The 12,543-nt window shown below is 42.5% G+C and carries 12 protein-coding genes; 4 read left to right on the top strand and 8 right to left on the bottom strand.

The annotated features are described in order from the left end of the window. Positions 1-25: 25 nt before the first annotated feature. The 7 genes from EES38_RS13605 to EES38_RS13575 form a co-directional block, all read right to left on the bottom strand. Complete coding sequence (locus EES38_RS13605) at positions 26-1,516, bottom strand: aldehyde dehydrogenase family protein (RefSeq protein ID WP_124937754.1); 1,491 nt, start codon at positions 1,514-1,516, stop codon at positions 26-28. Positions 1,517-1,637: 121 nt separating this feature from the next. Further along, positions 1,638-2,894, bottom strand: a complete 1,257-nt coding sequence (gene tyrS, locus EES38_RS13600; RefSeq protein ID WP_124937753.1) for a tyrosine--tRNA ligase — start codon at positions 2,892-2,894, stop codon at positions 1,638-1,640. 92 nt (positions 2,895-2,986) lie between these two features. Further along, a complete protein-coding gene (locus tag EES38_RS13595; RefSeq protein WP_243694194.1) occupies positions 2,987-3,787 on the bottom strand; it encodes a LuxR family transcriptional regulator in 801 nt (266 codons plus the stop codon). Positions 3,788-3,814: 27 nt separating this feature from the next. Further along, on the bottom strand, positions 3,815-4,267 hold the full coding sequence (locus tag EES38_RS13590) for a MarR family winged helix-turn-helix transcriptional regulator (protein ID WP_124937752.1): 453 nt from the start codon (positions 4,265-4,267) through the stop codon (positions 3,815-3,817). Positions 4,268-4,312: 45 nt separating this feature from the next. Next, the gene (locus EES38_RS13585; protein WP_124937751.1) at positions 4,313-5,455 is read right to left on the bottom strand and encodes an FUSC family protein; all 1,143 of its coding nucleotides are present in this window, start codon (positions 5,453-5,455) and stop codon (positions 4,313-4,315) included. Positions 5,456-5,756: 301 nt separating this feature from the next. Beyond that, positions 5,757-7,112 carry a glycoside hydrolase family 28 protein gene (locus EES38_RS13580; RefSeq protein WP_166434271.1) on the bottom strand — a complete coding sequence of 452 codons (1,356 nt, stop codon included), beginning with the start codon at positions 7,110-7,112 and terminating at the stop codon, positions 5,757-5,759. Between the two features lie 236 nt (positions 7,113-7,348). After that, positions 7,349-7,762 (bottom strand): protein tyrosine phosphatase family protein, encoded by a 414-nt coding sequence (locus EES38_RS13575; RefSeq protein WP_124937749.1) that lies wholly within the window; start codon positions 7,760-7,762, stop codon positions 7,349-7,351. A gap of 302 nt (positions 7,763-8,064) precedes the next feature. On the opposite strand from EES38_RS13575, the gene mtgA reads away from it, so the two are divergent. Then, positions 8,065-8,718 (top strand): monofunctional biosynthetic peptidoglycan transglycosylase, encoded by a 654-nt coding sequence (gene mtgA / locus EES38_RS13570; protein WP_439333257.1) that lies wholly within the window; start codon positions 8,065-8,067, stop codon positions 8,716-8,718. A 14-nt stretch (positions 8,719-8,732) separates the two neighbouring features. Here mtgA and EES38_RS13565 read toward each other — a convergent pair whose 3' ends face one another. Further along, positions 8,733-8,924 (bottom strand): hypothetical protein, encoded by a 192-nt coding sequence (locus EES38_RS13565; protein WP_124937748.1) that lies wholly within the window; start codon positions 8,922-8,924, stop codon positions 8,733-8,735. Between the two features lie 91 nt (positions 8,925-9,015). Between EES38_RS13565 and EES38_RS13560 the strand changes: the two genes are divergently transcribed. The 3 genes from EES38_RS13560 (at position 9,016) to EES38_RS13550 (ending at position 12,538) form a co-directional block, all read left to right on the top strand. After that, positions 9,016-9,855 carry an alpha/beta fold hydrolase gene (locus EES38_RS13560; protein ID WP_124937747.1) on the top strand — a complete coding sequence of 280 codons (840 nt, stop codon included), beginning with the start codon at positions 9,016-9,018 and terminating at the stop codon, positions 9,853-9,855. 464 nt (positions 9,856-10,319) lie between these two features. After that, positions 10,320-11,546 carry an MFS transporter gene (locus tag EES38_RS13555; protein WP_124937746.1) on the top strand — a complete coding sequence of 409 codons (1,227 nt, stop codon included), beginning with the start codon at positions 10,320-10,322 and terminating at the stop codon, positions 11,544-11,546. 293 nt (positions 11,547-11,839) lie between these two features. Further along, positions 11,840-12,538, top strand: a complete 699-nt coding sequence (locus EES38_RS13550; protein WP_166434270.1) for a metal ABC transporter ATP-binding protein — start codon at positions 11,840-11,842, stop codon at positions 12,536-12,538. Positions 12,539-12,543: the final 5 nt, after the last annotated feature.

Below are 12,543 nucleotides of genomic sequence, written 5' to 3'. Positions count from 1 at the left end.
TCTAAACGCTACTGATTTAACTCAATTAGTATCGAATCATTACAGACTTAAGTTCTGTGTAATCTTCAATAAAGGCAGATCCATATTCACGGCCTATTCCGGAGCCTTTTGCGCCACCGAAAGGAACACTAGGATCTACGATAGTATGCATGTTTACCCACACTGTGCCTGCTTCAATTTGTGGTATTAGTCGCATGGCCTTTGATAGGTCATGAGTCCAAACCGAAGCGGTTAAACCGTAAGGTGTATCGTTCATCTCATGAATGAGCTCTTCTTCGGAGTCAAATGTAGCCAGAGTCGCGACGGGACCGAAGATTTCTTCGCGCCAAGATGTGCTATCGAGAGATTTGGGACGAATAACGGTGGGCTTAACGTAAAAGCCAGGGCGATTATAGGCCTCACCACCGACAACGATACGGTCGCCTTCTTTTTTGGCGATATCGAATGCTTCTAAGACCTTATCATATTGGTCCTGGGTAGCTACTGGTCCGAATGCCGCCTCTTCATCCATTGGGTCGGCCGCTTCAATACCGATAAGACGTTCGCGAAGGGCTGCTTCAACGTCGTCGATTTGGCTTGAATGAATCAGGAAGCGTTCGGCAGAAGCGCATATTTGACCACTATGTAGGAACCCTGCTTCAAATATGCCATCGACTATTTCTTCGATACTCATATCTGGTAGGAACCCCGCTGCATTTTTTCCGCCAAGTTCAAGTGTCACGCGCTTCAGATTCGCCTTCATCGCTTTTTCAGCGATGATATTTCCGGTGCGCACGGAGCCGGTCAACGTGACTTTTGCAATACGCTCATCAGGAATGATTTGATCACCAATTCTCCCTGGTCCATTAATGACATTTAGGGCACCATCCGGTAATCCTGCTTCTTTTCCTAACTCAGCGACCCTAAGCAATGAAAGAGGTGTAGGAGACGCAGATTTTAGTAGAGCAGTATTACCCGTAGCTAAGGCCGCACCGAGTTTCCAAATGGGGATCATGACAGGGAAGTTCCAGGGAATGATACCGAAAACAACACCAATGGGAGCACGTAACGTCATCGCAGTATACTGCTCGCCTTTGATGGATGGGATTGAGGGTGACAGTGTTTCTCCGGAAATTTTCGTTGCCCAGCCTGCATAATAGCGAAGAAATTGTGCTGCCCAGCCGACTTCTATCATTCTTGATAAAGCGAGTAATTTCCCCGATTGTAACGTTTCCAACTGAGCAATCTCTTCGCCGTGTTCTTCTATTAAGTCAGCGAAGCGCATCAAAATGCGTTCTCTCTCTGCTGGTGCGGTTTGAGCCCAAGTGCCTTTAAACGCAGAGTAAGATGACGCGATAGCCTCTTCCACTTCGTCTTCGGTTGCTCGGGCAACGGTAGTAATGAGTTCTCCGTTTGCTGGATTTCTGATTTCTGCGCGATCATGTGTTGAGCCTGGAATCGCTCTTCCATGAATGAAGTGACCCTGTTGACGAGCCAAAAATGCGGTTACTTCTGGAAGCAACTCTACGGTAGCCATATTCACTTTCTCCTGTTGATATTGGGGTATATTCCATCTTCGCAGCAGTACATTGCCGCCACGGTTGCTTTAGGCTGATTTGTTGGTTTGCTAATATTCGCTTAGTGTCGAGATGCTTCGCTTAATTCGCTTTACGCCTCACTAAACAGAAATTCTTTTTGCCGCGTTGGAGTAGCCAATATTGGTCATAAAGGCCAAAGCCTATTTCTAAACTATCCGGAGACACTTTTTCGCCATTGATACTGACTGAATTGGTTTCGATGAGCTCTCTGGCAATACGTTTAGACTTGGCTAACCCAGAATCAATCATGAGTTCTACAATGTCTTTCTGATCGCTTTCGATACACGGAATACCATCAAGTTCTAACTGTTGTAATTCCGCTAAACTGAGCTTTCCGATTTCACCGGTAAACAAGGCGTTGGTGATGCGTTCTGCGCTAATAAGGGCTTCTTCGCCATGAACAAAGCGAGTCATGTGTTGTGCCAGGATAGTCTGAGCGACGGGTTTGGTATGACTTCTTTTGTCAGACAACTCAAGATCGTTTATTTCATTGCAACTTAGGAAAGTGTAATAACGTAGAAGGTTATATACGTCGGCATCTTCGGTTGAAATCCAGAACTGATAAAACGCGTAGGGAGAGGTTTTTTGTGGGTCGAGCCAGATTGCTCCCCCTTCTGTTTTACCAAATTTCGTTCCGTCCGATTTGGTGATGAGTGGCAGAGTTAAACCAAACACCTGCTCTCCATTCTTACGACGGGTGAGGTCAATTCCACTAACGATATTGCCCCATTGATCGTTGCCGCCAATTTGGATACTGCATCCATACAACCGATTAAGTTCTGAAAAATCAAAGGATTGCAGTAACGAATAGCTAAACTCTGTAAACGAAATGCCCTGTTCAGGTCGCTGTAGTCTTTGCTTAACCGATTCCCGGTTTATCATCGTATTGACTGAAAAATGCTTACCGATATCGCGGAAAAAATGGATGACATTGATTGTATTCATCCAGTCTGCGTTATTTACGATTTGCAGAGGATTGTGTAGATGCGGAGTCATTAGACTCTGGATCTGATCGGTAAGCTGATGAACCCAACCCTTCACTGTTTCTTCCGTATTTAAATTACGCTCTGTTGCTTTAAAACTGGGATCACCAATCATGCCGGTTGCGCCACCAATCAGCGCAATTGCATGATGACCTGCATCTTGAAATCGTTTGAGCATGATCAGTGGAACTAAATGACCGATATGTAGGCTGCCTGCGGTCGGATCGAAGCCGCAGTAAACGGTTTGAGTCGTTTCCAGTCTTTGCTTAATTTCCTCGATATCACTTGCTTGCGCGATTAAGCCGCGTATTTGTAGATCTTCGATAAACGTCATCTGCATTATCCGTTTTGATTGGTTCTCAATGACTACAGATTACGAAGAGCCTGTCTGGGTTGATATGTCCCTTTTGGGATAATTTGTGATATTTATTGAGTAATGATGTGATTGAGGAAAAGTTGAAATAATTCGCTCAGCGATTTGACTCGTAGCTGGGCATAGATCCGTTTACGATGATTTTTTACCGTTCCCTCTGAGATGTCTAATTGTGATGCTATCTCCTTAGAATCAAGTCCTTGTACGATTAAAACAGCGATTTGTTTTTCACGTGGAGAGAGCAATCCCTGACCAAAGGTATTCAGAGCACCTTCAATGAGTTCGCGTCTCTTACCTGAGTGATATTCCGGGTGGAATAGGGGCTCAGCTAGGTAAAATTCGGTTTGTTTCCAGTGCTGCTGACATAGCGACTGAATAATGTGGAAGTATGAACGTAAGGTATTAATATCCTGACTGGAAAAAGAGTGTCCATTTTGCGTGCAACCAAGGTAAATACCTATCCAGCGCTTGGACTCAATCTCAATTAGAATGCTCAGCTCGTCTTTCCAACCCGTTTGAAGATAAAATTCAGAGCAGTAAGCCTGATAGTCGATATCTTTTTTCACAATATCTTTTAATGAAAAAATGCCTTGTTGTTCATCACTGTTAAGCATTTTGTAAAACGGGTCATCTTGAAATAACGAAGTCAGATACCGTTCAAAAAGCAATTCCCGGTTACTTTTGATAGAGTCGTAGAGATAAATGGGGCGCTTACCTTTACGCAGTCCAAGAATGACGGCACTGTCATAGCTCAACACTGAGTCAATCAGAGTCATGAGTCTCGACGTAAAGTTGGATGAGTTAATCGCGGAGATTGATTCGGCAAGCAGCTGCTTTACTCTGGCATCTACCATGGAAATCTCGCCAATTGATGTGGTTGATCAGTCTTGTTTGTCTTCATAATCATCCAGTCGAACCTGCAAACGTTCAAACATCGTAAGCATGACTTCGAGTTCGGCATCACTGAAGTCAGGCAGCATTGTTTCTTCAAATCGGCATAGCTCGGTACGAATGCTATTCACCTGTTGTTCACCAGACTGGGTAAGATAGATCTGTTTTACTCGTCCATCTTCTTCATCACGCTTTCTTTCAACCAAACCATCACGTTCTAGAGAATCAATGATACGGACCAGACTCGAACTATCAACACCAACTCGCAGAGCCAATTCTTTTAAGGTAATACCCTTGCACTCGCTGAGATGAACCAAAGGAACCCAGGCTGTATCAGTCAAGCCAATCGAGGCCAGGTTAGTTTGCATTACACGACGCCATTGGCGAGCAATTAAGGAGAAGCTCAATCCGAAACGGGCGCGGGGAGTATTAAATGTCGTCATGGCACTACTTTAGTCAATTGAAAGTTACTGCGCGTTGGTATTACTTTACGCTTTGTTTCCAGACCGGCGCAATTTATCAAGATAGAGCCGATCGTCTAAACTGGATAAAACGACCGCGACAAGCATACCGATGCTGGCGCCGATAAGAGTATCAAGAACTCGTTCAGGAACCAAGCTATCACTGGGAAACCAAGGTGCAGCTAAGTGCGTCATCAACAGTGCCATCGGAGCAACAAACATCTGGCCAAGCGCGTAGTTCTTACCGATCACCATCTCTGTTAATACTTGAAATATACCGATAACCGCTATTAGTCCCCAGATATTCGGGTCGAACTGCAATACTGCCCATGCCATCATGGCGCCAATCGTGGTTCCGACCATACGCTGCATCGCGCGATTCATACTGACATGCAGATATGCGCCTTGAGTTACAGCCAGCGCACCCATGCCCGCCCATGCCGGATAATGTGCATCGAAAGCATAGCAAACAACGAACATTGCGATAGCTGTGCCTATGAATGTTCGTATTGCTGCGATCAGCCTATGGCTTACAGCGGGAGCAGGAGGGACAGTAGGAAAGTGTTTATTCTCACTGGGTAGATCACGTAAAAACGAGGTCGCGTTACAGATCAACCAGCCTAACAGCGCTGCAGCACCCGTTGCCAGTGTTCTTTCAATGATGATTTGCTGAGTGATATCTCCCCCGATAGAAGAGCCCGCAGCGAATACAAAAATGAGTGGTCCTGGTGGTCCGTAACGACCTGTAACGCAAATGAATAAGTAGACACCGCACAGTGCGGCTAATAGCAAAAGTAGCGACGGTTGTGCCCATCTTGCCCATTTAGCCGAGGACATTAACAATACTGAGCCAGTCTGAATGGCTGCGGCTTGCAATAACATGCGGTTTCGACCGGAGCGAGATTCAAAACGTCCAAATAAAGCGATTAAGGCCCCCAATCCGGCGAATCCAACCATATGTGACCAAGGTGATAGATACACCACGATAAGTGCTATTACTAAGGTCAGCCCCGTTTGTAGACCAGCGAGAAACTCATTACGAAAGAAAGGCAAGGGATGAACTTGAATACTACTCTGAAATTGCTGGCGATGAAAAAGGCTTACGATAGTGCTCAATATGCCGATATTTTGTGATGCGATATTCGTCGATGTTTTGTCTGACTGGCTCATCTGTATGCTTGTACCTATGGGGTTTTGGTGTTTTCTACAAATAGGGTTGTTATGAAGTTGCTAGATAGGAGAGACAAATGCCTTAGTAAATTATTTGGTTTCAGACTGATCATTTAGTTTGAAATTCAAATTATCTCCATGGGGTAACGATAATTTAATTTGAATTCCAAATCAAATTATTATTCAAATGTGATAAGTGATCGGTTGCATTTTTTATTTTTTCAGAAAACGTTTAGATCGAGCTACCAGTATAATTCTGATAGCTCGATATTGATGTGCCGAAATAAGGGTGCAATGCTGGCTACTTTATGTCGGTTAAATAAGTTTCAGGACCTTTATTGATTGCTTTACCGACTTCGGTAGTCACATCAATGTTTTTGGCTGCAATCTCGGCGTAAGCCGTTTTGATCCCTAATTTAGAACTAATATGAATATTATTTAGCTGTATATTTTTGAGTGGAGATTCTGGTAATCCACTAAATACACCTGCGATACTGGCGTTGTCTGCGGTGAGATTCGTGATTGCGACATCATGAATGAATGGTGTTGTTTTTGTAACCGCGACTGGCTCTATTGTTGGTAGTGGTTCGTCGGAAGCGCCAGACTGCCCCGTATAACTTTCTGTAAATAGAATCGGGGTGTGTACATCGACCATCTTCAAGTTTTCTACTTTAATCGGTCCGATTTGAGCGCCACGATCTCGGGCTGATTTTACGCGAAAACCATTTAGCGTCTTATTAAATTTGACATCATGAATGTAGATCGAGCCAATACCATTTGCTGTCTCGCTGCCAACCGAGATGCCATGTCCTTCATGCATGACAGAATCAAATATTTCTATATCTGAGCTTGCTCTGGCAATCAGAGGAACGTTCGCAAGCCCTGACTTTATTGCAACGTTATCGTCTCCGGTCGATATATCGAGGTTCTTCATCGAGATATGTTGAGAGGCGACAACATCAATTCCATCACTGTTGGGGCTATATTCAGGGTTACGAACTCGTGTTCCGTTGAAAGTAATGTTTTGGCTGTTTCTCAGCACAATATTCCACATTGGTGAATTCGTTGCAAGAATGCCGCCTATATGTCCGTTAGTGACATTGTTAAACTCGATTAACCAAGGACGAGGTACGCCATTTGCAAGAGGAATCCCAGGATATCGTTGTAAAAAATAGTCGGTATCGCCTTGTACTTTGACGATATTTCTTACTCCTAAAGCTTCCGGCCACCAAATCTCTTTGCCTGAACCATTTACCGTTCCAGTTCCCGTTATCGAAACGTTTGATACATTGTTAGCAAGAATAAATGCTTCACCTTCCTGTGCTTCTGAGCCAATAAAAGCGCGCTTAAAATCGTTGTTGATGTTTGTGGCGAGTAAAACGCTGCCCTCAGCCAAATGTAATGTGACGTTATCTTTTAACGAAATGGGTCCGCTTAGCCAAACACCTTTATCGAGTGACACAATTCCACCGCCATTACGACTACATACATCAATTGTTTTTTGCAGTTGTTTGGTTATCACTGTTTTACCGTCAGGGACTGCATTATAGTTCTGGGGGCTACACTGAGAATTTGTCGTACCAGCTAAAAGTGTTATAGGTGTAGCTAGTAGAATCGGTAATACACAGTAAAGATAAGGGGAGTTGACTCGTTTCATTAAAATCTCCTTTATAAACAGGGGTAAGATGAATAGTCTAAAATAGCATTTCATCAGTTGCATATTGGGGAGATCAATCACATATGAGCTACATATATAATATATGGTTTTTATTTGTTAGGGATTGGTTCCATTATTTTTATATTGGTATAATAAATCATGCAGGTGAATGATAATTGTCATGTATTGAGAAAGAGGCAACAGTATTATTGTGGCCTCACTCCCGTTGTTACGGCTCATTTTTCTGGTTTTGACACCCAATTCAAATCGAATCCTAACGATTTTGCTATGTCCATGCGGTGAGCAAAGCTCTCGCCGTCATTGCTGCTCATCGTCCACATTGCCGTGCTTCTTGTTCCGGTGCGACAAAAGGCCAAGATCGGTTTTGGAAGCTCTTCTAATAGCTGGGTAAACTGCTGACACTGTCCTGCTGTTACTTTTCCTGCGACGATAGGAAGGTGTACAAACTTGAGACCCATTGAGATTGCGCTCTGTTCGATATCACTATTCAATGGCTGTTCCGCTTGTTCATGATCGGGGCGATTATTAATGACGGATTTAAAGCCAAGCTCAGCAATTTCTTTAATATCTGATGGTGTAATTTGTGGGGTAACCGAAATTGTTTCGGTGAGTTGTGTTAACTTTTCCATCGTATTCTCCCTAGCTATTATTCCATACTCGTGTCTGTGTATGTGACGTTATAATTTCTATCCTAGCTTTTTGAGTAATGAATACCAAGTGATCACAAAGAAGATAGATGCGTTCTAATAGAGGCTGATGTGGTCTTTGTTGTCATTACGTTGTTAGATATCACCAGTGTGAATGTTTAGCTGTGAGGAAGTTGATTTGTCCTAGCTCACACTTTAGAGTAGAGCGGTTATATGTGATGAGGATACAGCGAGTGGTAAAGAAAGGTAAGAAAACGACAATTGGTCAGAAATTGAAGAGGCTAATGCTTCGGGTGATGATCATTTTGCTCGGTACACCTTTGGTTCTCGTTATTCTGCTTAAGTTTGTAAACCCTCCATTTTGGGGATGGGAGATTAGTCGCACGCTTTTCCCACCCGAAGGTTACCCTTCGAAAATCAAGCATGAATGGGTTCCGATTAGCGATATATCCGATTTTATGACGTTGGCAGTGATAGCGTCAGAAGATCAGCGTTTCCCTGTGCATTGGGGGGTCGATTTTCATGCTTTGTTTAGTGTGATTGAAAACAGTGGTGAATCAGGCCCTTCCCGCGGTGCGAGTACCATTACTCAGCAAACGGCAAAAAATGTATTTCTTTTTCCGAGTCATACGTATGTAAGAAAGGCTTACGAACTCTACATTTCATTTCTTCTGGAGCTCATTTGGGGAAAAGAAAGAATTATGGAAACGTATCTTAATGTCGTTGAATTTGGTCCTGGTATTTACGGTGTTGAAGCTGCAAGCGAACATTACTTTGGTATTCCGGCAAGCCGATTATCACGCAGTCAGGCAGCGCAACTAGCAGTAGTATTACCTAATCCCTATAAAATGGAACCCAGTCCGATGACGTATTACGTTAGTCAGCGGACTCACTGGGTTTTAAGACAGATGAGAAATTTAGGCAGAATAGAATTGTAGCTTGTTACGCCTATTCAGGATGGCTCTTTTTGAAAGTTACCTACTCCTTCGAAGGAAAGTAATTTGACCTCCAGCGTAGCTCCAAAATATTGGATACGTGTTTTTGGGCTTTTGCCTTCCTGGATTTGTTTGTTAAATTTCTCTAAAAGATCAGCCAGCAACTCTCTCACTGCTTTCTCTCCGTTATCAATGTAGTAATCGTTCATGATTGTCCTAGCCAATAAAATTATTATGCAATGTAGTTAAATAAAACCAATTGCTTATATTGAGATTTCCATTAACCACAAGGAGATGAAAATGGAAACTCAATACATGATCTTAAATGGAAACCAATATCGCTTTCGTATTGACCACAATGCTCATACTAGTGAGTACGCGGTTTTTTTACTTGGTGCTCTTCAAGATATTGAATCTGTAGATATTTTTTCCAAAGCGTTTTCCCAGCATGTCAATTGCCTAACCGTTGAGATACCTGGTACCGGATTAAATGCCCCTGTAGAGTCGACAACGACAATAAGGGAGCAGGCGGCTATGGTATTAGAGTTACTTGAGTATCTCGATATTAAACAAGCTCACTTGATAGGATTTTCGTACGCAACCGCTATTACGGTAGAACTGTGCGGACTTTGGTCCGGAGTTCAAAGCCTATCTATCTGCGGGGGAGTACCTGGTATACCTAAATCGGGCCGCGATGCAACGAAGAAGATGATTGCATCGGCCATGGTTAGCACGACTAACTTTGCGAAAACGTTTACGGAGTCTTTGACATCTATTGAACCAGATATACCACGGAGTAAGGCCATTAAACGTGCTACAGAACGTAATATCGCCAAGTTTGATCAAGAACGAATAGATGTGTTCTTCGAAAACTCGGTGCGTCTACTGGTACATAAACCGTGTGATCTTTCTTCAATGCATATACCTGCTACGGTATGTGTTGGGGAATATGATCCTTATGTAACAATCGATGTTGCTGAGGAATTCGCCAAAAATTTACCTAATAGCCGTTTCTTAATTATCCATAATGCTGACCATATGGTCCACTTAGAATACCCAGAAAAAGTAGCAAGTATCTTAATTGCACTTGCATCCGCTTCTGCCTACGTTGCAAATTCGTTAGAGTTGCTGAGTAAGTGAACCATTTTGGTAACTATTAATACAAATATCAACCTAAATCCATGCGCGTTTTAGGCCTTAAAAGTTCAATAAGATGCATAAAGTCACATTATAATGAAACGTAAATTATTAATTCATTAATCAGAAAGTTTGGTATGAGATTTTTAGATGATTGGTTGTCTTACAATTTGGCTGGTAAATGTTTTAGGTTGTTGAACCAGCCATATTTTTTTGTTCTCGCTAAGAATGAGGCAAACATGCTAGCGAGCTACTATGCAGAAACGCAATAAGTGGTAAAATACAGGCTTCTAGCACTCGTTAGCTTCATCTTCAACAAACGTTACCTGCAGTTTGGCGAATCATTTCTGAATAGTCAACAATATAGATTCTGAACAAGTTCATATTGTGACACTTCGTATTTACTCGTAATAAGAGAGCGTTCTAGTGGTGCTTCTTCATTCAAAATTTGTAGGGTAGTGGTAAACATGAAAAGCGCTGATACGTCTGATAATACGCCAAGTCATTCTTTATCGACTGATGGGGTTATGTATCGGGCAATACTGCTGTGTGCTTTTGTATTTTTAGCAATGAATCTAAGATCACCCATTACATCGGTGCCATCAGTCATTGATTATATCAAGTCTTCACTCGATATTGACTCGCAAGTGGCGGGTTTACTGAGCTCAATTCCAATATTGTGCTTTGGTTTACTTATGCCGGTTATGTCTCCTTTGGTATCTAAGCTAGGTATTGATAAGTCGATAATATTCACTTTGGCAGGCATTGCCCTTGGAGTCATCATACGTTCGTTTGGGGGCGTGACATTTTTATTTCTGGGAACAATCCTAATGGGAGCATCGATTACGATGGGTAACTTGGTTGCTCTGATGGTTATTTCGAGAGATTTTAAACATAAGTCTGATGTCATAACGAGTATTTACGTCGTTGCAATGAGCATTGGGGCAATGATGACTGCAGGATTGACGGCACCGCTGGCCGCCAAACTAGGCTGGCAGTTATCTCTTGCCCTATGGAGTGGTTTGGCTTTTATTGCTATCGCTTTATGGCTAATCCTTTTTCGCATTAGAACTCAGCCGGTTGAATTGGCTTCTGTAGAAGAGATTCATTCTTCAGTTAACGCAAAAGTGGTTTGGAAGCGTTCTAAAGTTTGGCTAATTGCGTTGTGTTTCTCAGCTCATACGTTTATGTTTTATGCGTTAACTGCTTGGCTGCCAACTTATTTAATCGAAGTTGGAGGGATGACAATCGAACAAGCGGGTACCGTCGCATCACTCTTCCAAATTGTGAGTATTATTGGATGTTTCCTCATCCCATGGTTGACTGGTACAGCACGATTTACGCGAGCAATGCTATTCATGATTGTCGGAAGCTCGTGGTTTATTATGATTGCTGGATTTATTGTTCTTCCTGCTATTTGGCCACTATGGATTGTATTTGGCGGTATTGGTTCTGGGGGCGGATTTTTAGTTGTCTTTATGTTGGTTATGGACCTATCGATAAATATCGATGAAAACAGAAAGATATCTTCGTTCGTTCAGGGTATCGGTTATATTGTCGCTTCAACAGGGCCAACGCTTATTGGTACATTACATGAGTATCTTCATAGTTGGCAGTTCGCATTTGTATTATTGGCTATGCTCGCTATCGCAATGACAGCAATGGGTGTAACCGCAACTCGACGAAAGGCATAATTTCATATCAAGGGTGAATTATCACCCTTGCATTCATTTATTTCCTCTATTTAAATAAGAATAATTCTCAAATTTATCGAGTTGGCTCTTTATTTTTTGTAATAAAGTGTTATGTTATAACATATTGTTTAGATCGAAGTTTGAGCTATGTTGTCAGTGAATCCTGAATCCAAAAGCCATCCGCAACATTATTTTAAATCTGTACTGACATTGTCTGGATGGAAACGCGCAGTTTCTTCATGTGTAGTGATTGCAATGCTGTGGGGTGCTATTTATTGGGCGGTACTTCTACCATGATTCACTTACATAATTTAGTTGTTGGTTATCAGGGATATGGGTTGGCTGAACCAATAAATGGTGGTTTTAAACGGGGATCGTTAACCGCCATCATGGGTGAAAATGGCGCAGGAAAGTCGACATTACTCAAGACTATTTGTGGAATTCAACCTGCAGTATCTGGCTCTGTAAGTATCAATAAAGCTGTGAGTTTATCTTGGTTACCTCAGCAAGCAGACATTGATAGAAGTTTTCCTATAAACGTATTTGATGTTGTTGCTATGGGGTGCTGGCCCAGAAAAAGCATGATGGACTCTCTGCGTGATGCTGATATTGCCAAAATCTATGCGGCACTAGATGAAGTCGGCATACGTGATTTAGTGAATTTTAGTGTTAACCAACTTTCTGGTGGGCAGTTTCAACGAATGCTCTTTGCGCGCCTTCTTGTACAGGATGCTGATGTCATGATGATGGACGAGCCTTTTACTGGGATCGATAGCCAGACTCAGGATGTACTGATCAAGTTAATGTGTAAGTTACACCAATCTGGCAAAACCGTTATTGCCGTCTTGCATAACCCTGAAATGGTTGCAGATTTTTTCCCAGACACTCTCGCAATTAACAATGCATGTATTCACTGGGGTGAAACTCATGATGTTATGGCAAATTGTAAGCTGTTTCATCGTCAAGATCGTATGGCAGTTAGGTTCGGGTGATAGCA

It is taken from the genome of Vibrio viridaestus, assembly GCF_003856525.1.
In the GTDB taxonomy this organism is placed as follows: domain Bacteria; phylum Pseudomonadota; class Gammaproteobacteria; order Enterobacterales; family Vibrionaceae; genus Vibrio; species Vibrio viridaestus.
Note: the sequence above shows the minus strand (reverse complement) of the source record. Positions and strands in the feature narration are given on the sequence as shown.

Excerpts from the sequence above, each read along its gene's own strand:
- EES38_RS13605 (WP_124937754.1), bottom strand. The coding sequence starts at position 1,516 with ATGGCTACCGTAGAGTTGCTTCCAGAAGTAACCGCATTTTTGGCTCGT.
- tyrS (WP_124937753.1), bottom strand. The coding sequence starts at position 2,894 with ATGACGTTTATCGAAGATCTACAAATACGCGGCTTAATCGCGCAAGCA.
- EES38_RS13595 (WP_243694194.1), bottom strand. The coding sequence starts at position 3,787 with ATGGTAGATGCCAGAGTAAAGCAGCTGCTTGCCGAATCAATCTCCGCG.
- EES38_RS13590 (WP_124937752.1), bottom strand. The coding sequence starts at position 4,267 with ATGACGACATTTAATACTCCCCGCGCCCGTTTCGGATTGAGCTTCTCC.
- EES38_RS13585 (WP_124937751.1), bottom strand. The coding sequence starts at position 5,455 with ATGAGCCAGTCAGACAAAACATCGACGAATATCGCATCACAAAATATC.
- EES38_RS13580 (WP_166434271.1), bottom strand. The coding sequence starts at position 7,112 with ATGAAACGAGTCAACTCCCCTTATCTTTACTGTGTATTACCGATTCTA.
- EES38_RS13575 (WP_124937749.1), bottom strand. The coding sequence starts at position 7,762 with ATGGAAAAGTTAACACAACTCACCGAAACAATTTCGGTTACCCCACAA.
- mtgA (WP_439333257.1), top strand. The coding sequence starts at position 8,065 with ATGCTTCGGGTGATGATCATTTTGCTCGGTACACCTTTGGTTCTCGTT.
- EES38_RS13565 (WP_124937748.1), bottom strand. The coding sequence starts at position 8,924 with ATGAACGATTACTACATTGATAACGGAGAGAAAGCAGTGAGAGAGTTG.
- EES38_RS13560 (WP_124937747.1), top strand. The coding sequence starts at position 9,016 with ATGGAAACTCAATACATGATCTTAAATGGAAACCAATATCGCTTTCGT.
- EES38_RS13555 (WP_124937746.1), top strand. The coding sequence starts at position 10,320 with ATGAAAAGCGCTGATACGTCTGATAATACGCCAAGTCATTCTTTATCG.
- EES38_RS13550 (WP_166434270.1), top strand. The coding sequence starts at position 11,840 with ATGATTCACTTACATAATTTAGTTGTTGGTTATCAGGGATATGGGTTG.